Raw genomic sequence first — 20388 nt, forward strand, 5'->3', positions numbered from 1 at the left:
CCTTACTCCTCTACCAGTTCGAGTTCCTTCGCGCGCATTCCCACCATCCGGCCGCGATCGATGAAATCAACGCCATAAATGTAGAACTGCTGTAAAAACGTACCGATGCTATTGATATAGCCCACATCGCCCTTGCAGACCAACACATCGCCGATCTCGGAGCCCATGAAGGTTCCATCGTTCCTGACGTTCTTCTTGGATCTCACCTTCTGCCCGTAACGATATTCGGGCGGATCGTTGACCTCGACGATTTGCTCCTTACGCATCTCGTTCCTCTCCGTTGATTTCCGCCCGATGCCGCGCCAACCGGCGCTGCGCCACGTCGCGAACGTCCGCCTCGACGTCGCCCAGCAATTGCTCCAGTGCCTCGGGCGCGATCCGCTCCGCCACGGCATGGCGGACGCGCCAATCGCTGTCGCCGATCAGCATGGCCAGTTGCTCGTCGCCGAGACGCTCCACCACGGCCAGGCGGACGGAGACATCCTCGTCCCAGGCCATGGACATCAACCATTCCTTCCCGATCCGTCGTGCCGCCTCCAGCCTTACGTCGACCACCGGATCACACATCATCACCGGCAAGGCATCCGCCGGCAGACGCCTGGCGACCACCACCCGGACATAGTAATCCGGATCCGTCGTCATCTGCATCAGGCCGCCGGGGTCCAATCGACTGGCGGCGGCCACCCGCACCTTGGGATCGGGATCCGTGCTGAACTGCCGGACAAAACGCTGCGGCAACCGCTCGGCGGCGACCAGGCGCACCTCGGGATCGCTATCGTCGACGATGGTGGGCAGCAGAAAAACACTGGCGTAACGGGCGGCGACCGCCCTCAGCAAAAAATAAGGGGCTCGCAAGGACGACCCCGCCAGTTCGGGATGAGCCCTAAAAAAACGCTCGATTCGGCTGCCGCGGCGATCCTGGATACAGACCTTGCCCCGTTCGCAGTCTCCGGAGTCCACCCAGGCGCGATGAGGACAGACGGCGCAGTCGACCATCCGGCCCTGCCAGTCGAGGGGTTCCTCCTGCTCGCTCATCGCCAAGCCCCCCCTTCATAGGCCGTCCGCGCCGCGTCAAACCGGTGGCGATGCGGAAAGCCCGCCGCTCATTCGTTCCGAGATTCGTCGAAATGACCCGGACGTTCCGTCACGCCGGCACGCAGGTGCCGTCCACGGGACAGACGGCCGCGCATTGCGGCGAATCGAAATGCCCTTCGCATTCCGTGCATTTGTCTGGATTGATGATGAATATGCCCCCCTTTTCGGAGATCGCCTTATTGGGACATTCATATTCGCAGGCTCCGCAGCCGGTGCACTGGGATGCGACGATCTTGTATGCCATTTCAACATTCCTCTCTCAAAATTCCGTGGTCGGGGATGCGACCGTTCAGGCGGAAATCCGCCCCGCCTTCTCCATTACCCGCCCCCACCAGGCCAAAGCCGAAGCTTCGATGAAATCATGGGCGTAATCGTCGACGACCGTGATGCCGGCCTCCGCCAGGGTGTGCCGCGGACAATCGCCAATGCGCGCCACCAGGACGGCGGAAACCCCGGTCAAGGCTTTGATGATCGCCTCCAGGCTGTCTTCTTCGCCGTAGCCGCCCTTGCAATAATTATCGGCACGGCGGACACCGACGAAACGGACGCTTTGCCCATCGACCTCCAATAGCTGGAATTCGCGGGCATGGCCGAAATGCTGGTTGATCCGCCCGCCGCCCTTGGTCGCCACGGCCACCAGCAAGGGTTCCCCGGTGCCGCCCGATCGGCGGCGTGCCTGATCCTCGGCATCCTGACGGTCGGCACGTTCCTGTTCGACGACGTTCATATAGATCTCCCGAACCTTGGGATCGAAAACCGGCTCGTCCTCGATCTTGTCGAGAGCGAATTCGGCGCCCAGATCCTCGCCCAGCAAACCGACCGCATCGGCCCGGCATTGGCGGCAATGCCGCATCAGCTTGGCCCCGCCCTCGACGCTGTCCTGCACGGCGGCCAATTCGATCGGCGTCGGACCGCGCTGACCGCTCAGGCCGAAATGGGTCCCATGGGCCGGATCGGAAATCAACGGCATGATATTGTGCAGGAAGGCTCCCTTGGCCTTGACCACACGGTTGATCTCGGCCATGTGGGCGTCGTTGACGCCGGGGATCAGAACCGAATTGATCTTGACCAGGATCCCGGCGGCGACCAACCGTTCCAGCCCCTCCATCTGGCGTTCATGAAGGATGCGGGCGGCGTCGAGCCCGGTCCAGCGCCGATGATCGTGGAAAATCCAGGGATAGATGTGCTGCCCGATCTCCGGATCGACGGCGCTGATGGTGATGGTCACATGGTCGACGTTATAGTCCTTGATGGTCTCGACATGCTCGGCCAGGGCAAGGCCATTGGTCGACAGGCACAGCTTCAGATGCGGCAGGGCCTTGGCCACCAGGTCGAACGTGCGGAAGGTCTTGTGGGGGTTGGCCAGGGCGTCGCCCGGACCGGCAATGCCCAGAACGGAAAGCTGCGGCACCTTCGCCGCCACCGCCATGACCTTGTGCAAAGCCTGTTCGGGCGTCAGTTTCTCGCTGACCACGCCCGGCCGGCTTTCGTTCGAACAGTCGTATTTCCGGTTGCAGTAATTGCATTGGATATTGCACGCCGGCGCCACGGCCACATGCATGCGGGCGAAATAATGGTGAGCCTCCTCGCTGTAGCAAGGATGGTTCTTGACCTTTTCCCAGATCTCCGCAGGCATGTCGGATGCCCCGCCCGATGAACCGCAGGCTCCATTGCCTTTGCTTGAACAGCCGCCCGGCACCGCGACGGTTCCGGCAAGAGAAACGATTTGTCCGCTCACGAGGCTGCCTCCATCGACAAAGAACTCTCCGGAAGACCTACTGTGCAGAACCCGTGCCAAGATAGAGAATGGCGGAATAGCGGGATTCTTCGGACTTTCCCCCATGTTGACCTTGCGACAACCGTGTCGCGCTTGCGACAAAGCGGCCAAGCGGGCCGAATCCGGGAGGGAACTCCAGACCCCCGATTGCACCTGGGGGACTCTTGACTTTGTGGCGCCGGAGGGATCTGCTTTCGTCAATCGAGACAGCCCTTGAGCGTCAGGGCCCATTAAGAAAACCGAGGAGACACGATGCGCACCTCCGGGCTTGTTCTTGGCCTTCTTTTTCTCCTGGCCGCCCCCGCTTTCGCAGAGGAAGCCCCTTTCGGCCTGCGCTGGGGCGCCACTTTCGAGGAATTGCAAACCCGCGGCTTCTCCGGGGCATTTCAGCAAGACGACGGCCAGGTGAAAATCTACCAGAGCAACAAACTGCTCAACGCCCCGAGCTTTTCGGACTTCGCGCGCGTCGGCGTCGACCGACAATACGGACTGCAGCGGATCATGTGGGTTTCAAAGGAAATCACCGATGACCCGACGGGTGAGAAGGGTCTCGCTCTTTACCGGACGCTGAAACAAACCCTGACGGAAAAATACGGCGAGCCGAAGACCTCCGAAGAGGAAATGGGGGGCAGCCGCACCTACTCCGGGACCGCCTTCTATCAATGTCTGGCGGAAGACGGCTGTGGCGTCTTCGTCACGGTATGGCGCTCGCTCAATTCGGACGCCCGCCTCCGACTTCTGGGTACGTCGTCGGGAAAAGGCCGCCTGGAAATCGTCTATCTCGGTCCGGACTGGGACGACGTGGTCGCCGCAAGCAAAAAGAAACCCAAGCCCTGAGCCCGATTGCCCGATGACTTCCCCGCACCCGTCTTTCCGGCGGCGAGTTCTCCTGATATCGTGACGGACGCCTTCGCTCCGGCGATCACCGGTCCAACAATAATCAGTGAAATCGAACAAGATGCTGCTCCTTTATGCGACCCGCGACGGACAGTCGCGCCTCATCGCCACGAAAATTGCCGCAACGCTCGGCCAAAGGGGAATCGAAACGCAGCCCCGCGATTTGGCCCAGGCGGCGCCGACAGCGGAAGAACTGGCGTCAGCCCCCCTGATCGTCCTGATCGCCTCGGTCCGCTACGGCCACCATCTGGCGGAAGCCGAGCAGCTCGTCACGCTTTACCAAAGCCTGACCGCTCCACCGCCCCTGGCGCTCGCCTCGGTCAATTTGACGGCCCGCAAGCCGGGCAAGGACACCGCCGAAGGCAATGCCTATTTGAGAAAATGGATCGCCAAACGACATCTTGCGCCGGCCCTGGCCACCGCCATTGCCGGACGGCTCGATTATCCCCGCTACGGTTGGCTCGACCGGCAAATGATCCGCCTGATCATGAAAATGACGGGAGGCCCGACGAACCCGGATGCCCAGGTCGAATATACGTCCTGGGACGCGGTGGAACGCTTCGCTCAGAAGATTGCCGATCTGGGAGGGCTCGACGCGGATAAGGCGTAAAAAGAAGCGGAGCGTCCACCCGATATCTCAAAAATGTCATGTCCGAGGCACTCCGCCAGCGAACAATATCACTCAAGATAGAAGGGGTAATTACTTTAGGTTGCATCAACAATGATTCGCCGATTTTTGGAATGTCTGTTCTATTCAAAACAAAAAATGTTTGATAAAAGCGAATTCACACAATCCCGAGAATTTTTCGTCGGAATATTGCGTGCCAGATCGGAAAGTTTTCATCGATAAATTCTCGGCCCCACGTTCCGTCGTCGTCACATTGACGGCGGGATTTTTGCTGCTGAACCTGTTCGTCGTCGCGTTGATCGGCATCGACATCCACCAAAGCCGGAAGCAGCATGAGGAATTGGGCCGGATAACCACGCAAAATCTGGCAAAGGCGTTCCAGCAGGATCTTGCCAACCAGGTTGGCAAGATCGATCTCGCCTTGTTCATCCTGGCTCAGGAATATACGCGCCAACATGGACGGGAACGGCTCGACGGGGCCGCGTTAAGCGAAGCCATCGCGGCCATCAAACCGACATTGCCGGACATCGACGGCCTGTCTTTTTTCGACGCCGCCGGAACCCTGACGGTCGACAGCGAAGGCAGAACCGATGTCGGCATCGGCGATCGTGAATATTTCGTCAGACTGAAAAACCTGCGGGAAGACCGATTGCTGATCTCCAAACCGGTGACCGGGCGCCTTAGCGGGAACAGAACCCTGATTTTGGCCCGCCCCCTCAGAAAGCCCGACGGTTCCTTCGCCGGTGCCATCTGCGGAGGGCTTAGCATAGACCGGCTGCAACGTCAGTTCGCCACCCTCGATGTCGGCAAGAAAGGCCTGGTGTCCTTACGCGACAGCGACATGGGATTGATCGCCCGCATCCCCAAGGTCCAATCGACGGCGACCGCCAGCGGTTGGAACAGCACCTCACGCGAGTTGCAAAGTTCCTACGCGCAAAATCCAAGAGAAGGAACCTACGTCGGCATTTCGGGAACGGATCAGGTCGAACGGATGGTGAGCTACCGTCAAATTGACCATTATCCCTTGATCGTTCTGGTCGGCCTCGACAAGGAGGACTATCTGCGCGGCTGGCGCGACGATCTGCTGAAGGGATCCGGCCTTGCCGCCATCTTCCTGACGATGAGCGCTCTCGGCGCATGGCTGATCCGGCGTGGCTGGAAACGGCAACTGGTCGCGCTCCATCAACTCGGCCGCGGGGAACAGCAGCTTCGCATGCTGGCGGAAAATGCCTCCGACGTCATCAGCCGGCTCGACCCCACCGGCCACTACCTCTATGTATCAAGATCGATCCTGCCGACCACGGGATATGGGGAAACGGATCTCCTGGGCGCCGCTGCCGCCGACTTCGCCCACCCCGACGACCGTTCTCTCCTGCTGCTGACCGACAAGGTCCCGCTGCGTCATCCGGAGGAAACACGCACCATTGCCTATCGCTTCCGGCACAAGGACGGGCATTACGTGTGGCTGGAAGCCAATCTCCGGCCGGTTCTCGACGACACGGGCCGCCTCCTTGAATTTGTCGTGGTCAGTCGGGACATCACTCAGCGCAAACAGGCCGATGCGAGGATTGAATTCCTTGCCCATCACGATCCATTGACGGGCCTGCCGAACCGCCTGCTGGGCAAGGATCGGATGGAGGTGGCGATGGCCGGTGCCGGGCGCACCGGCAGCAAGGCCACGCTTCTGTTTCTTGATCTCGATCATTTCAAGACGGTGAACGACTCCTTGGGACACCCTCTCGGCGATGAACTGCTGAAGCTGGTCGCCGCCCGCCTGCGGGAATGCCTGGAAGACACCGATACCCTGAGCCGCCAGGGCGGGGACGAATTCCTGATTCTGCCCGGAGAGCTTCGCGAAGTCGAACCGGCCTCCTTGATGGCCGAAACCATCCTTCGCCGATTGGGCCGTCCATTCAGGGTCGACAACCAGGATCTCTATATGTCGGCGTCGATCGGCATCGCCATCTATCCGGACGATGGAGAGGATTTCGACACATTGCTCCGGCGCGCCGAAATCGCCATGTATCATGCGAAAGATGTCGGACGAAATACCTATCGCTTCTTCGCCGACCAGATGAACTTCGACAATTCCGAATATCTCCGCCTGCGGACCGGCTTGCAGCGCGCTCTCGAACGTGACGAATTTCTTTTGCACTATCAGCCGCAAATCGATCTGCAAAGTGGTGAGATCGTCGGACTCGAGGCTCTGGTCCGCTGGCAACCTCCGGCGCTGGAAATCGTGCCGCCGGGACGTTTCATCCCGATGGCGGAGGAAAGCGGCATGATCGTCTCCATCGGGGCCTGGGTTCTGCAGGAAGCCTGCCGGCAAGCCGCCGTCTGGCACCGCGCTGGGCAGACCAAACTTGTCATGGCGGTCAATCTTTCCGCCGTCCAGTTCAAGCGCGGCGACCTTTTGCAGACGGTGACGGAGGCGTTGACCGCTTCGGGCCTGCCGCCAAGCTGCCTTGAGCTGGAATTGACCGAATCCATTCTGATCTCCGATACAGCCAAGGTTCTCTCGATGGTCGACCAACTCAAGGAACTAGGAGTCAAGCTCTCCATCGACGATTTCGGAACTGGATATTCCTGCCTGGCCTACCTGAAACGGTTCCGGGTAGACCGCTTGAAGATCGACCAGTCGTTCGTACGCCACATCACCACCGACCCCAATGACGAGGCCATTGTTCGAGCCATCGTGCAGTTGGCGAACAGCCTCGGGCTGAAGACCGTCGCCGAAGGGGTGGAAAGCGAAGCGGCCTTGCAGTCATTGATCTCATTGGGTTGCGACGATGCCCAGGGGTACTATTTCGCCAGGCCGATGACCGCGGCCGATGCGGCCGCCTTTCTTTCCAATGACAAAGCCTCGCCGGTGCCCCGCGCGATGTGAGACCCGGGCCGGGGCATCCCTTTTCTCATCGGCCGTCGATGGTTACACTGCATGGTCCGCTTCCCCTTGCTGTCAGGGAACTCTTTGCTCCAAATCCTCGCCTGGTGCCTCGCCGCGTCGATCGCGATTTATCTTTTGGCTGTCGGCATCATGGTCTTTCGGCAAAGGAGCCTGCTTTATCGGCCATTGCCGGCCCCCGCAGACCCGCAGTCCGCCGGCGTCACCTGGATGAGACGGGTCGAACGAAATGGCCGATTGCAGGGCTGGTTCGCCCCACCGCCGTCTCCGGACGCTCCGATCCTGGTATTTTTCCACGGCAATCGCGGCACTCTGGCCCGCGTGGCCGCCAAAACGACACCTTGGCGGGACGCAGGCGTCGGAGTTTTCGCGGCGACCTATCGCGGTTATGAAGGCAATCCCGGCCACCCGAGCGAAGCCGGACTGTACGAAGATGGCCGGGCCGCCCTCGACTGGCTGTCGCAAGCGGGTTTTTCCGCCGCGCAGCTCATCCTCTATGGCGAATCCCTGGGCACGGGAATCGTCACGCAACTGGCGACGGAGCGGACCTGCCGGGGCGTCATCCTCGAAGCTCCGTTTTCCAGCATGACCGAGATTGCCGCCGGGCGGTACCCCTGGCTCCCCTGCCGATGGCTACTGCGCGACCGCTTCGACAACCTGTCGAAGATCGGAGACATCACCGTGCCGCTGATGATCCTGCACGGCGCCCGCGACCGGACCGTCCCGCTCGTCCATGCCAGAAGGCTAGCCGCAGCGGCTCCGGAAGCCCGACTGGTCGTTCTGGAGGAGGCCGACCATTTGAATCTGTACGAAAGTGGCGGAATGGCCCCTCTTTTGTCTTTTATCAAAGACTTGTAAAATCACGGGCGCGTTCGCAAATCATTGCCGGGGGGCTCGCCCGCGTTTTAACATTGAAGGAACGTGGCTCGATCCATACTGGTAAGGGCGTTGCCTTCACCGAGTACCTCATCGATAATGCCCGACCGATAACCGCTTCAACCCTATCGGAGACATCCTATGTACCTTAAGTCGATGGTGGCCGGATTGGCCGTCGCCGTGATCGCCGCGGGTTCCGCCGCTGCCGCCGAATGTACGCTTCCCGCCGATGCCCAGGCTGGCAAGACGGTCTCCAACCAGTGCAAGAGCTGCCACGTTTTCGAAGCCGATAAGCCGTCCCGCCCCACCGGCCCCAATATTCACGACGTTTTCGGCCGCAAGGCCGGCACCCGCACCGACTTCCCGAAATACTCCGAGGGCATGCAGGGTGCTTCCGGTAAGGGTCTGGTCTGGACCGAAGACAAGCTCCTCGACTATATCGCCGACCCCAAGGCCTTCCTGGCCAAGGTCAACGGCGCCGACGTCAAGCACGCGATGTTCTTCCAGTTGAAGGACGAGCAGAAGCGCAAGGATGTCGTCTCCTTCCTGAAGGCGATCAAGGACAAGCCCGAGTGTAACTGAGTCGGGATGCCGCCGATTTTGAAACGCCGCCCCTTTCGGGCGGCGTTTTTTTTACATCGAGCCTGTCAGGGCGTGTGGACATTTGAGCGCTTCGTCCTCTCGATGGTTCCGGTGCGCCCCGGCTTTTGATGAGCCACCAAGGCACCAAGACACCAAGGTGGCGGAGTGTGCCACTGGCATTTTCCCGTCCTGTCATCGGCTGTCGGCCGAATGCCCGCGGCGCGGATTGGCCGCCGCCGACGGATCCGAAAGACGCCTTGGTGTCTTGGTGCCTTGGTGGTTAAAAATATCCGGAGCTTCCTTTCATGCCATTGGGGAACCAGAGGAAACGGGAGTGGCGGCGGCCCGAAGTATTCGGATATGGTCGTCGACATCGACGGCAAGGCTGGAGGTGATTTCCAGCCTGCGATCCTCCAAGGCCGCCTCATCCCCTCTCCCCACCGCATGACGGGCGACACAGGCGTCGCGGGTCCGCAAAAGGCCGGCGATCTGGGGACGAAACATGGTCAAGACCGCTTGCACCCATTGATTGGCCATCCGCGCAGCCCCCTCATGGGCGATACGGAACCGGGGCAGCATGGCAATCACATCGGCGGCAGGGTACCAGGTTTCGGCGGTCACCCAGCGGTTGGTGGTGAAAAGACTGCCCAGTTCGCCCCGATGGTCGAGACCGATGGCGACGAGATGACATAACGGCTCCCCTTCGCCTTGCCGGGATGAACCGAAAGACGGTGAAAGCCCCCTCGGCATTCCGCCGGCACGCAGGAAAGTGTGGAAATGCCCATGGTCGGCGAGACGATGCAGATGAAAATAATATTGGGCATGGCTTGCGGGGTCATAGACATCGCCCCGCGGATAGTGGGTGTAGGGTTCCAGATCGTCTCCGGCGATATCCTCGGCGATCGTCTTCCCCTCCGCCGTCAACCTGGCGCGGCAAGCCAGATAGACATCGGCCGCGCCCGTCATCTCGGCCAGCAGTGGCGCCGGCAGATCGGCCAAGCAATTCGCGTCAAAAATGGACGAGGGGTCGTCCCGCATAGGCCCATCCCGTGTTAATTACTGCAGCCCGTTTTCCTTATAATAACGCAAGGCGCCCTCATGGAGCGGGGCCACCATCGCATCACGCGCCATTTGCTTCCTGTCGAGACCGCCGAAAAGCGGATGCTGGGATTTCAGAAACGCCAGCCCCTCGAACACGGCCTTGACCACTTCATAGGCGTCATCGGGCGACAGACTGGCGGTCGTCACCAGAAGAGAGGCGATTCCGAAACTGACCACCTTGTCATGGACGCCCGCGTAGGTATCACCGGGAATGGTCTGGCGGATGAAGGCCGGATTGGCTTTCAGATAAGTATCAACCGCCGAACTTCTTACCGAAAGCAGCGAGGCCCCGCATTCGTCGATCGCATCCTGCACCTCGGCAAGCGGATGCAATCCGGTAAAGACGGCCGCATCGATCTCGTTCCTGCAGAGCGCTTCCGAGGCTTCATGGGCATCCATTTCGAGGACCTGTCCCAGATCGCGGCTGGTCAATCCTTCCGACGCCAGAAGACTGTCGGCCATCAGCCGCTGGAAACTGCCGGGATGCCCCACCGCCAGACGTTTTCCTTTGACGTCGGTCATCGACTTGATCTTGGCGGCCGGATTGACCAGCACGGCCAAAGCCTCGCCATGCAGGCTCATGAGGATGCGCAGGCCGGCATCCGGCTCCCTGGCGGGACCCTCGCCGCCCGTGACCGCTTGGGCGAGAATGCGCGACTGAACGATAGCCAATTGCCCATCCCCCACCCGCAATGCCGTAAGATTGGCAAGGGAGCCGAGAGTGGGCTCCACCACGCAACGCAATCCATGCCGGCTGCGCTCCCGATTGATCAACCGGCACAGCGCACCGGCCTCGGGATAATAAAATCCCGAGACGTCGCCGCTTTCCACCGTCAATGTGTGTCCCTCGGCCGCCACCGCCAAAGGACAGCAACTCCATGCGATCGCCACGGCGACCACGCTGCTGATGAACCGCATCCCGCTCCCTTCCCTACCCGGACTCCTCCCTCCCATGGGGCGGGGGCGCCGTCAAGAGCGATGATGGAAGCCCCAACAGGGCAAGCTGGTTCACCCGCGTGCCCTGCCCTGAAAAAGCTGACTTTGCCTCATGGGAACAATCAGGCTAGTGTTCCATTTCCGACGTTCGCGGCGCCCCGTCCAGGGGATCTTCGAACTTCGAAATCGACCCGAATACCAGCCACGCTATTGAATCTCGTGGTGCTTTATGTTTTTGAAGGTCTGAATATCGCTGATCGCCAAGGTGTCGGAATTTTAAAAATGCACCACCAGCACCACCCGCCCGTCACAAACTCCGGAATATCCCGAATGGACATCAAAGAGCATATCCGCCAAATCCCAGACTTCCCGACACCCGGCATTCTGTTTTACGACATCTCGACTCTGCTCGCGGATGCCGATGCCTGGCAGGTCACCATGGGCAGGCTGGCCAATGCCGTCCGCAGCCATCAGCCGGATGTTCTGGTCGGCATCGAATCGCGGGGATTCCTGGTCGCGGCACCGCTGGCATTGAAACTCGGTTGCGGCTTCGTCATGGCCCGCAAACGGGGCAAACTGCCCGGCAAGACCGTCCGCTATGAATATTCTTTGGAATACGGCACCGACATTATCGAGATGCAGGAAGACGCCATCGCTCCCGGACAGCGCGTCGTCGTCCTCGACGATCTGCTGGCCACCGGCGGCACCATGGCGGCGGCAGTGGCGTTGTCGCGACAGATGGGCGCGGAAGTCACCGGCGCCGCCTGTATCATCGAACTGAGCTTCCTGGGCGGACGGAACAAACTGGACATTCCCGTCACATCCGTGGTCGCCTACGACGAATAATCGCGACGGGCGAGAGGTGAACAGCCTCTCGCCATTCCCAACAGGTCAATAAACCGTGCGCTCGGGCAGGTCGACTGAAAGGTCCGGCGTGGAGAATTCCTTGGTCGGCCATGACAGGCTGACCGGCCAGCCCTCCAGCACCCGAAAATGTGACGGGCGCCTCAGTTTCCGGCCAAGCAACGGCAGGAAGGACGCCAAACCGCGCTTGGCGTGCGCCTTGGGTTTATGCCGATAGCCGACGAAGCGCTTCTTCTTCTCGACCGGCGGCAAAGGGGCCGAGGACAGGCGGAACCCTCCAATGGAGAGCAGATCGAGAGCGCTGAAGTCGTCTTGCATGGAACGCCTCCGGTTGAAGTATCGACGTACTTTACTGGCGGACGCGTAATATTTTGTGGCGCTCTGATGAAAATTTCATGTCATCCAAAGACGAGGACGATCGGATCAGATATCAGACCGTCACTCCCTCGGCGTCCAGAGCATAGCCCGCCGCCCGCACCGTGCGGATGATGTCCGTCTCCTCGTCGCCGTTCAGCGCCTTGCGCAAACGCCGGATATGCACATCGACGGTTCTCGGCTCGACATAAATGTCCGGCCCCCAGACGGCGTTCAGCAATTCCTCGCGCGAGAAAACGCACCCCGGATGTTGCAGCAGGAACTGTAACAAACGGAATTCGGTCGGCCCCAGATGCACATTGCGGTTGGAGCGCGTCACACGGTGGGCCGTCAGATCCATCAGGATGTCTTCATATTGCAAGACGCCCTTGGTCTGCGCCGGCTGCACCCGCCGCAGAAGCGCCTTGACCCGCGCCAGCAGCTCCGGCAGGGAAAACGGCTTGGACAGGTAGTCGTCAGCCCCGGTGTTCAGTCCGCGCACCTTGTCGCTTTCCTCGCCGCGGGCGGTCAACATGATCACCGGAAGATCACGGGTTCGGGGTTTGCGGCGAATCTGCCGGCAGACTTCGATACCCGACATCACCGGGAGCATCCAGTCCAGCAGCACCAGATCGGGGTTGCGCTCGGCCAGGACGGTCAGGGCCTCCTCGCCGTCCGCGGCTTCGCAGACCCGGTAGCCTTCCTTCTCCAGATTGTAACGGAGCATGGTGACGATCGCTGATTCGTCCTCGACGACCATAACCAGCGGCTTCATGTTATCGTGGTCCATCAGTTGTCCTTGGCGAGTTGAGATGGATCGGGCAGAATACTTTCGCCCTTGGGCCGCGATTCACGGATGGGCGTTCCCTGCACCAGGAAATGAATGGTCTCCGCGATATTGGTCGCATGATCGCCGATGCGTTCGATATTTTTCGCGATGAACATCAGGTGAATGCAAGCCGTAATATTCCGCGGATCTTCCATCATATATGTAATGAGTTCACGGAAGAGGCCGGTGTACATATCGTCCACCTCCTCGTCCTGCTTCCAGACCTTGACGGCCTTTTCGTTGTCCTGTTCGACAAAGGCGTCCAGGACCTCCTTGACGATCTCCTGAACCAGGCGTCCGAGCCGGGGCACGCCGGCCGTCGGTTTGACGGGCGGAATCTGGTTCAATACCAGCGCCCGCTTGGCCACGTTGGCGGCGTAATCGGCGATCCGTTCCAGATCGCCGGAAATCTTCAACGCTCCGACGATCATCCTGAGATCATGGGCGACCGGCTGACGCAGCGCCAGCAGCCGAACGGTGAAACCATGGACCTCCTGCTCGATCTCATCGACCTTGGAGTCCGCGGCGATCACCCGGCTCGCCAGATCGCTGTCCCGTTTGATCAGCGCCTGCACCGCCCCGTCGAGTTGGGCCTCGGCCAAGCCCCCCATACGAGCAATCAGATTGGTGAGGTGCGACAATTCCTCATCGTAAGACCGCACCGTATGCTCTCTTGTCATCCGTTCCACTCCTCAACCACAAGGGGTTCAGCCGAAACGACCGGTAATGTAGCCCTGGGTGAGCTTTTGTTGCGGATTGGTGAAAATCTGCTCGGTATCGCCGAACTCCACCAATTCCCCCAGATGGAAGAAGGCGGTGCGTTGTGAAACGCGGGCCGCCTGCTGCATCGAATGGGTGACGATTACGATGGTGTAGTTCTCGCGCAATTCGTCGATCAGTTCCTCGACCTTGGCGGTGGCGATGGGATCCAGGGCCGAACAGGGCTCGTCCATCAAAATGACCTCGGGACTGACGGCGATGGCCCGCGCGATGCACAGACGCTGCTGCTGTCCGCCCGACAGGCCGGTACCCGGCTCGCTCAGGCGGTCCTTGACCTCCTCATAGAGGCCGGCGCGCTGCAGACTGCTGACGACGATTTCTTCCAGGTCGGCGCTCGACTGGGCCAGGCCGTGGATTCTCGGGCCATAGGCGACATTGTCGAAAATCGACTTCGGGAACGGATTGGGCTTTTGAAAAACCATGCCGATCCTGGCCCGCAGTTGCACCACGTCCAGGCTGTAATCATAAATGTCATCGCCGTCCAAGGTGATCAAGCCGGTCACCCGGGCCCCCTCGATCAGATCGTTCATCCGGTTGAGGCAACGCAGGAAGGTGGACTTGCCGCACCCCGACGGACCGATCAGCGCCGTCACTTCGTTGGCGCGGATATCCAGGCTGACCGCCTTCAGGGCGTGTTTATCGCCGTAATAGACGTTGACGTCCTTCGCCGTCACTTTCGAGGTACCGGTCATGGCCCGACCGCTTTGCTGGAGAAAGGCTTCACTGGCAATCGGCATGTCTTCACCACCGTCTTTCGAATTTTTTGCGAAGAAAAATAGCGGTGGCATTCATCACCGCCAGGAAACACAGGAGCACGATGATCGCCGCCGACGTCCGTTCGACGAAGGCCCGTTCCGGACTGGCCGCCCACAGATAGATCTGTACCGGCAACGCCGTCGAGGGATCGAGCGGACTGGCCGGCACGTCGACGATGAAGGCCACCATGCCGATCATCAGGAGAGGAGCGGATTCGCCGACGGCGCGGGCCATGCCGATGATGGTGCCTGTCAGGATCCCGGGCATGGCCAAGGGCAGGACATGATGCATGACCATCTGCAGACGCGACGCGCCCAATCCAAGCGCCGCTTCGCGAATCCACGGCGGCACCGCTTTCAAGGCGACGCGCGAGGCGATGATGATGGTCGGCAGCGAAACCAGGGTCAAAGCCAGACCGCCCACCAGCGGCGCCGAACGCGGCAAATTGAACACATTGAGGAAGATCTCAAGACCGAGCAGCCCGAAGACGATGGAGGGCACGGCGGCGAGGTTGTTGATATTCACCTCGATGAGATCGGTCCAACGGTTCCTGGTCGAAAACTCCTCAAGATAGATCGCTGTCGCCACCCCCAGGGGAAAGGACAGGGTCACGGTCACCAGCAGCGAATAGAAGGATCCGACCACCGCGCCCCATAAGCCCGCCAGTTCCGGCTGACGCGAATCGCCGGAGGTGAACAGCCATTTGTTGAAACGCGACGAGAGATTGCCGGAACTCTCCAAGGCATCGATCCAGCCGAGCTGCCGCTGCGTGAATTGCCCGCCCTTGTCCGCATCGCGGGACATATGCCCCTTGCGAAGCTGATCGACGCTCGCCGCCGCCGGAAGCCAGACGTCGCGCGTGGTGCCGATCAGCGAGGGATCGCCCATCACCATCTTGCGCAGTTCGAGATCGGCCCCCTGACTGATCAGGGCGATCATTTCACGGCGGGCCAGACGATCCTCGGCCTCGGGGAACCTTGCCAACAAGGCGTTGCGCACCAAAGCCGTGTAATCGGCGGAGGACAACACGGCTTTCTGGCGTCCGCCATCAGGATCGATCACCGAGGGATCGAAGGTGACGGACAGACGCATCTCCGCCTGCATGAAGGCCGTATGGCCCTGCGATATGATGCTGAACAGCAATATGGCCAAAAAGCTGAGGGCCACGACAATCGAGGCGATTCCATAGAAACGGAACCGCTTTTCGACTGCGTAACGCCGCTGCAGCCGGGCATTCACCTTCTCGGCGGTGGCCGATACCCGCACCTGATCTACCATCTCAGTCATACTTCTCTCGATATTTCCGGACGACATTGAGCGCCACGACGTTCAAAACCAGCGTCACCAGGAACAACACCAGCCCTAAAGCGAACGCCGACAGCGTCTTGGGGCTATCGAACTCCTGATCGCCGACCAGCAGCGTCACGATCTGGACGGTCACGGTGGTCACCGCCTCAAAGGGATTGGCGGTAAGATGGGCCGAAAGGCCGGCGGCCATCACGACGATCATCGTCTCGCCGATAGCGCGCGAGACGGCCAGCAGGACGCCGCCGATGATGCCGGGCAGCGCCGCCGGAATGACCACCTGCTTGATGGTCTCGGAACGCGTTGCCCCCAGGCCGTAAGCCCCTTGGCGCAAACTGTCGGGAACGGCGGTGATCACATCGTCCGAAAGGGAGGAAATGAAGGGAATGATCATGATTCCCATAACGATGCCGGTGGCCAGCGCGCTTTCCGACGCAATGGAGAAACCGACGGCCGCACCGGCATCGCGCAGAAACGGCGCGACGGTCAGCACGGCGAAGAAGCCATAGACCACCGTCGGAATGCCGGCCAGCACCTCCAGAAGCGGCTTGGCGACCGAACGAAAGTTGGGATGGGCGTATTCCGCCATATAGATGGCCGACAGCAGGCCGATCGGCACGGCGACGACCATGGCGATCAAGCTGATCAACAGCGTCCCGGCGAACAGCGGAACCGCGCCGAACGCCCCCGAGGAGCCGACCTGATCGCTGCGCATGGCCATCTGCGGGCTCCAGTCGAGTCCAAAAAGGAAGTCGACGGGCGAGATCATCCGGAAGAAGCGCAGGGATTCGAACAACAGGGACAGCACGATGCCGATCGTCGTGAAAATGGCGACCGTGGAACTGGCGATCAGGAAGATCTTGACCACGCCTTCGACCTTGTTGCGAGCGCGCAGGTCGGGACGGATATAGCGCACGCCGAGGACGCATCCCAGAATAGCCATGGCCAGGGAGATCACCGCCATGGCGCCGAAGCTCATATTCCGCAGATTGCGGTATTGTTCCGCCGCGGTGGAGGCGATCGCCCCGGAGGCATGCTGATAATCGCCACTGCTTCCCAGTTGCCGGACTTCGTTCATCAGAAGGGACAATTGAGCGGACGGCAGCGACTTGGCGTCGGCCGGCAAGGCGCCAACGACGATGCCTTGCAAAATGAAAGGCTCACAGGAGAGCCAGATGGCGATCAGGAATACCGCCGGAATGCCGCACCACAGGGCCACATAGTAACCGTAGTAGCTGGGCAGGGAATGCAAGGCCCGGGCCTTCGGTCCGCCCACCTGCAAAGCGCGACCGCGCCCCATGCGAAAGCCGACCGCCGACAAAAGCAAAAGAACGACCAAAAGAATGGAAAACTGCATGGCCTCCGCCGCTTCTTTCTTAAGATTGGCGGATGAACCGCCCTGCCCTTACGGCCGGAAGGCCGGCCATTCATCACGTCACGATAGCATGGGAAACCGGTGGCCGGGAAAGCCGGCCACCGGGTAAGCGGTCTACAACTTCACGTTCGGCAATTCCTTGCTCTTCGCGGCCTCTTCCTTGCGCTGGGCATCGGGCGAGGCGATCAGGCCCTTGGCCGACAGATAGCCGTCCTTGCCCCAGGCTTTGTCCGAGGTGAATTCGGCGATGTATTCCTTGACGCCGGGGATCACGCCGACATGGCCCTTCTTCACATAGAAGAACAGCGGACGAGAAAGCGGATATTTGCTGACGGCGATATTTTCATAGGTGGCCGCCTGTCCATCGACGGTCGCGCCCTGGATCTTGTCGCCGTTCTGATCCAGATAGCTGTAGGACAGAATGCCGACGGCATAGGGCAGCGCCGTCAACTTCTGTAAGGTCACCGTGTAATTCTCGGACACCTCGACGAAGGCGCCGTCCTCGCGGACCGCCTCGCAGGCCACCTTTTTCGAATCACCAGACAAAGCCTTGATTTCCGGGAACTTGTCGCAAGCCTCGTCCATCACCAGTTCGACCAGGGCATCGCGGGTGCCGTGATTGGATGCCGGCCCGAACACGACGATATCGTCCTTGGGCAGCGCGGGATCGATGTCGCTCCACTTCTTATAGGGATTGGCCACCAGCTTGCCGCCCTGGGGAATGGTCTTGGCAATGGCCTTGAAGATCTGTTCGCGCGACAGCGCCAACGGCTTGCCCGACTTGGCCTTGGCGATGACGATGCCGTCATAGCCGATCACGATCTCGCTCACGTCCTTGACGCCATTGGCGGCGCAAGCGTCGATCTCGCTCTGCTTGATGCGGCGCGAGGCATTGGTGATGTCCGGGGAATTCTCGTCCGCGCCGGCGCAGAACAGCTTCAATCCGCCACCGGTGCCGGTGCTTTCCACCACCGGCGTCTTGAAGCCGGAGGTCTTGCCGAACTGCTCGGCGACAGCCGTGGCGAAGGGATAAACGGTCGAGGAACCGACGATGCGGATTTGATCCCGCGCGTGAGCCGTGGCCGTAAGCGCGACAGTCGCCAGAGCGGCGGCGGCAAGAATCTTAAAGGTCATTGATCCTCCGAAATTTTCTGACGGCCAGTCGAAAACAAGCCTCGTTCATCGGCTGACGACAATAGCCACGCGCCGCGACACCTTTGTGACAGAACGGTTAAACTTTTATGACAGACGGATCGCCTCACCTTTTCCGGCGAAAAGGCACGCTTCCGGCGCCTCCGCCCAGGGTGAGAGAGGCCGGCGCGACGACTTGGAGAGAGCCGCGAACGTCACAAATGACAAAGGAAAATGACAGCAGGGCAAGACTGTCATGAAAGACCGACAGGCTCCGAAATGATGCTCTCCAGCCGCCGCCCCTTTGACAGCTGGATGGGAACCCATTCGTTCAGCGCAAGGCGGCAATATTCGAACGATAGTCGGGAGTCCGGAAAACGGCGCTTCCCGCAACCAGGACCTGAGCCCCGGCCGCGGCGATCTCTCCGACATTTTCCGCCGTCACGCCGCCATCGACTTCGATTTCGATGGGGCGATCGCCGATCATCCGGCGCAGACGGGCGATCTTGTCGAGCGCCGATGGGATGAAACTTTGTCCGCCGAAGCCGGGATTGACCGACATCACCAGGATCAGGTCCAGCTTGTCGAGAACGTATTCGACGACGCTTTCGGGGGTCGCCGGATTGAGCGAGACGCCGGCCTTTCGGCCCAGCGAACGGATCAGTTGCAAGCTGCGGTCGAGATGCCGGGTCGCCTCGGCATGCACGGTGATGATGTCGCTGCCCGCCTCGGCGAAGGCGGCGATATAGGGCTCGACCGGCTCGATCATCAGATGAACGTCGAACACCTTCGCCGTATGCGGCCGCAAGGCCTTCACCACCAACGGCCCGAAGGTCAGGTTGGGGACGAAATGGCCATCCATCACATCGATGTGAATATAGTCGGCTCCCGCGGCGTCGATGGCACGAACCTCTTCGCCCAAGCGGGCGAAATCAGCCGAAAGGATGGAAGGCGCGATCTTGACGGGCATAGGCGACGGTTCCTTCGAAAAAGCTCCCGCTGCCGAAGGCGGGAACGGAGCGCGCGTCTTCGTCATCCCCGTCGGGACGGGGATGACGAAAGAGGATCCTTACGCGTTGATGCCGATGGATCCGGGCATCAACGGTATCAGGACGCGCGCGAGCGGCTCAATGCACCTTTGGATCGAGAACACCGTCCTTGTAACGCTTGGCCATCTCGGTGAGCGGGATCGCCTTGATCGCGGACGCATGGCCGGCGGTGCCGAACAGCTCGTAGCGGCTTTCGCACAGTTTCTGCATCGCCGCGATGGCCGGCTTCAGATAGCTGCGCGGATCGAACTCGCCCTTCTTCTCGGCGAAGACCTTGCGGATCTGCCCCGTGATGGCCATCCGGCAATCGGTATCGATGTTGATCTTGCGGACACCGTATTTGATGCCTTCCTGGATCTCCTCGACCGGCACGCCGAAGGTCTGCGGAATCTCGCCGCCGTACTGATTGATGATGTCCTGCAGTTCCTGGGGCACCGATGACGAGCCGTGCATGACCAGATGGGTGTTGGGCAGGCGCTTGTTGATATCCTTGATCACATGCATGGCCAGGATGTCGCCCGTCGGCTTGCGGCTGAATTTGTAAGCCCCGTGCGAGGTGCCCATGGCGATGGCCAGCGCGTCGACCTTGGTCTTGCCGATGAAATCCACCGCCTGGTCGGGATCGGTCAGCAACTGGTCATGAGCCAGCGTGCCCTCGAAGCCGTGACCGTCCTCCTTGTCGCCCTTGCCGGTCTCCAGCGAGCCCAGCACCCCCAGTTCGCCCTCGACCGAGACACCCACCATATGGGCCATCTCGACCACCTTGCCGGTGACGCCGACATTGTATTCCCAGTCGCCCGGAGTCTTTCCGTCGCTTTTCAGCGATCCGTCCATCATCACCGAGGTGAAATTATTGGTGATCGCCGACAGACAGGTCTCGGTGCTGTTGCCGTGGTCTTGATGCATGCAAACCGGGATATCTGGATAAAGCTCGACGGCCGCCATGATCAGGTGCTTCAGAACGATGTCGTTGGCATAGGCCCGCGCCCCGCGACTGGCCTGCAGGATCACCGGGCTGTCGGTCTTCTTGGCCGCCGCCATCACGGCCAGCATCTGTTCCATATTGTTGATATTGAAGGCAGGCACGCCATAACCGTGTTCCGCGGCATGGTCGAGCAATTGGCGCAAGGAAATCAGAGCCATCTTGG

Annotated in this window: 21 protein-coding genes; 6 read left to right on the forward strand and 15 right to left on the reverse strand. The window is 60.6% G+C overall.

What is annotated here, in order from left to right:
• Positions 1-2 precede the first annotated feature (2 nt).
• The 4 genes from CWS72_RS24300 to nifB form a co-directional block, all read right to left on the reverse strand.
• Positions 3-266 (reverse strand): nitrogen fixation protein NifZ, encoded by a 264-nt coding sequence (locus CWS72_RS24300; protein ID WP_101253247.1) that lies wholly within the window; start codon positions 264-266, stop codon positions 3-5.
• Positions 259-1035: a 4Fe4S-binding leucine-rich repeat protein gene (locus CWS72_RS24305; protein WP_101253275.1), complete on the reverse strand. Its 777-nt coding sequence runs from the start codon at positions 1033-1035 to the stop codon at positions 259-261. Before CWS72_RS24305 ends, CWS72_RS24300 begins: the two co-directional genes overlap by 8 nt.
• Positions 1036-1144: 109 nt before the next feature.
• Positions 1145-1339, reverse strand: a complete 195-nt coding sequence (locus CWS72_RS24310; RefSeq protein WP_101253248.1) for a 4Fe-4S dicluster domain-containing protein — start codon at positions 1337-1339, stop codon at positions 1145-1147.
• A 45-nt stretch (positions 1340-1384) separates the two neighbouring features.
• A complete protein-coding gene (gene nifB, locus CWS72_RS24315; RefSeq protein WP_241911875.1) occupies positions 1385-2833 on the reverse strand; it encodes a nitrogenase cofactor biosynthesis protein NifB in 1449 nt (482 codons plus the stop codon).
• A gap of 291 nt (positions 2834-3124) precedes the next feature.
• On the opposite strand from nifB, the gene CWS72_RS24320 reads away from it, so the two are divergent.
• From CWS72_RS24320 to CWS72_RS24340, 5 genes are all read left to right on the forward strand, one after another.
• Positions 3125-3709, forward strand: coding sequence for a hypothetical protein (locus CWS72_RS24320; RefSeq protein ID WP_101253250.1), 585 nt, complete (start codon positions 3125-3127; stop codon positions 3707-3709).
• Positions 3710-3830: 121 nt separating this feature from the next.
• Positions 3831-4379, forward strand: coding sequence for a menaquinone-dependent protoporphyrinogen IX dehydrogenase (gene hemG / locus CWS72_RS24325; RefSeq protein WP_146002873.1), 549 nt, complete (start codon positions 3831-3833; stop codon positions 4377-4379).
• Positions 4380-4590: 211 nt separating this feature from the next.
• Positions 4591-7284, forward strand: a complete 2694-nt coding sequence (locus tag CWS72_RS24330) for a bifunctional diguanylate cyclase/phosphodiesterase (protein ID WP_146002874.1) — start codon at positions 4591-4593, stop codon at positions 7282-7284.
• Positions 7285-7368: 84 nt separating this feature from the next.
• Positions 7369-8160 (forward strand): alpha/beta hydrolase, encoded by a 792-nt coding sequence (locus CWS72_RS24335; RefSeq protein ID WP_158240805.1) that lies wholly within the window; start codon positions 7369-7371, stop codon positions 8158-8160.
• A 159-nt stretch (positions 8161-8319) separates the two neighbouring features.
• Entirely contained in the window at positions 8320-8760 is a 441-nt protein-coding gene (locus tag CWS72_RS24340; protein ID WP_101253254.1) for a c-type cytochrome, read from the forward strand.
• Positions 8761-9063: 303 nt separating this feature from the next.
• On the opposite strand, the gene CWS72_RS24345 is transcribed toward CWS72_RS24340, so the two are convergent.
• The gene (locus CWS72_RS24345; RefSeq protein ID WP_101253255.1) at positions 9064-9798 is read right to left on the reverse strand and encodes a DUF6969 family protein; all 735 of its coding nucleotides are present in this window, start codon (positions 9796-9798) and stop codon (positions 9064-9066) included.
• A gap of 18 nt (positions 9799-9816) precedes the next feature.
• Positions 9817-10779 (reverse strand): TAXI family TRAP transporter solute-binding subunit, encoded by a 963-nt coding sequence (locus CWS72_RS24350; protein ID WP_158240806.1) that lies wholly within the window; start codon positions 10777-10779, stop codon positions 9817-9819.
• 348 nt (positions 10780-11127) lie between these two features.
• On the opposite strand from CWS72_RS24350, the gene CWS72_RS24355 reads away from it, so the two are divergent.
• The gene (locus tag CWS72_RS24355) at positions 11128-11643 is read left to right on the forward strand and encodes an adenine phosphoribosyltransferase (protein WP_101253257.1); all 516 of its coding nucleotides are present in this window, start codon (positions 11128-11130) and stop codon (positions 11641-11643) included.
• A gap of 45 nt (positions 11644-11688) precedes the next feature.
• Here the strand turns inward: CWS72_RS24355 and CWS72_RS24360 are convergent, their stop codons facing one another.
• The 9 genes from CWS72_RS24360 to fba form a co-directional block, all read right to left on the reverse strand.
• Positions 11689-11979: a hypothetical protein gene (locus tag CWS72_RS24360; protein WP_101253258.1), complete on the reverse strand. Its 291-nt coding sequence runs from the start codon at positions 11977-11979 to the stop codon at positions 11689-11691.
• 112 nt (positions 11980-12091) lie between these two features.
• Entirely contained in the window at positions 12092-12790 is a 699-nt protein-coding gene (phoB, locus tag CWS72_RS24365) for a phosphate regulon transcriptional regulator PhoB (RefSeq protein ID WP_101253276.1), read from the reverse strand.
• Positions 12791-12804: 14 nt separating this feature from the next.
• Positions 12805-13524 carry a phosphate signaling complex protein PhoU gene (phoU, locus tag CWS72_RS24370; RefSeq protein WP_101253259.1) on the reverse strand — a complete coding sequence of 240 codons (720 nt, stop codon included), beginning with the start codon at positions 13522-13524 and terminating at the stop codon, positions 12805-12807.
• 27 nt (positions 13525-13551) lie between these two features.
• Complete coding sequence (pstB, locus tag CWS72_RS24375; RefSeq protein ID WP_101253260.1) at positions 13552-14361, reverse strand: phosphate ABC transporter ATP-binding protein PstB; 810 nt, start codon at positions 14359-14361, stop codon at positions 13552-13554.
• Positions 14362-14365: 4 nt separating this feature from the next.
• On the reverse strand, positions 14366-15667 hold the full coding sequence (gene pstA, locus CWS72_RS24380; protein WP_241911876.1) for a phosphate ABC transporter permease PstA: 1302 nt from the start codon (positions 15665-15667) through the stop codon (positions 14366-14368).
• A complete protein-coding gene (gene pstC / locus CWS72_RS24385; protein ID WP_101253262.1) occupies positions 15660-17042 on the reverse strand; it encodes a phosphate ABC transporter permease subunit PstC in 1383 nt (460 codons plus the stop codon). The genes pstA and pstC overlap by 8 nt, the downstream gene beginning before the upstream one ends.
• 132 nt (positions 17043-17174) lie before the next feature.
• Entirely contained in the window at positions 17175-18194 is a 1020-nt protein-coding gene (locus CWS72_RS24390; RefSeq protein WP_101253263.1) for a substrate-binding domain-containing protein, read from the reverse strand.
• A gap of 328 nt (positions 18195-18522) precedes the next feature.
• Positions 18523-19161 carry a ribulose-phosphate 3-epimerase gene (gene rpe, locus CWS72_RS24395; RefSeq protein WP_101253264.1) on the reverse strand — a complete coding sequence of 213 codons (639 nt, stop codon included), beginning with the start codon at positions 19159-19161 and terminating at the stop codon, positions 18523-18525.
• 157 nt (positions 19162-19318) lie between these two features.
• On the reverse strand, positions 19319-20383 hold the full coding sequence (gene fba / locus CWS72_RS24400; protein WP_101253265.1) for a class II fructose-bisphosphate aldolase: 1065 nt from the start codon (positions 20381-20383) through the stop codon (positions 19319-19321).
• Positions 20384-20388: the final 5 nt, after the last annotated feature.

This window comes from Telmatospirillum siberiense (assembly GCF_002845745.1).
GTDB lineage: Bacteria > Pseudomonadota > Alphaproteobacteria > Rhodospirillales > Magnetospirillaceae > Telmatospirillum > Telmatospirillum siberiense.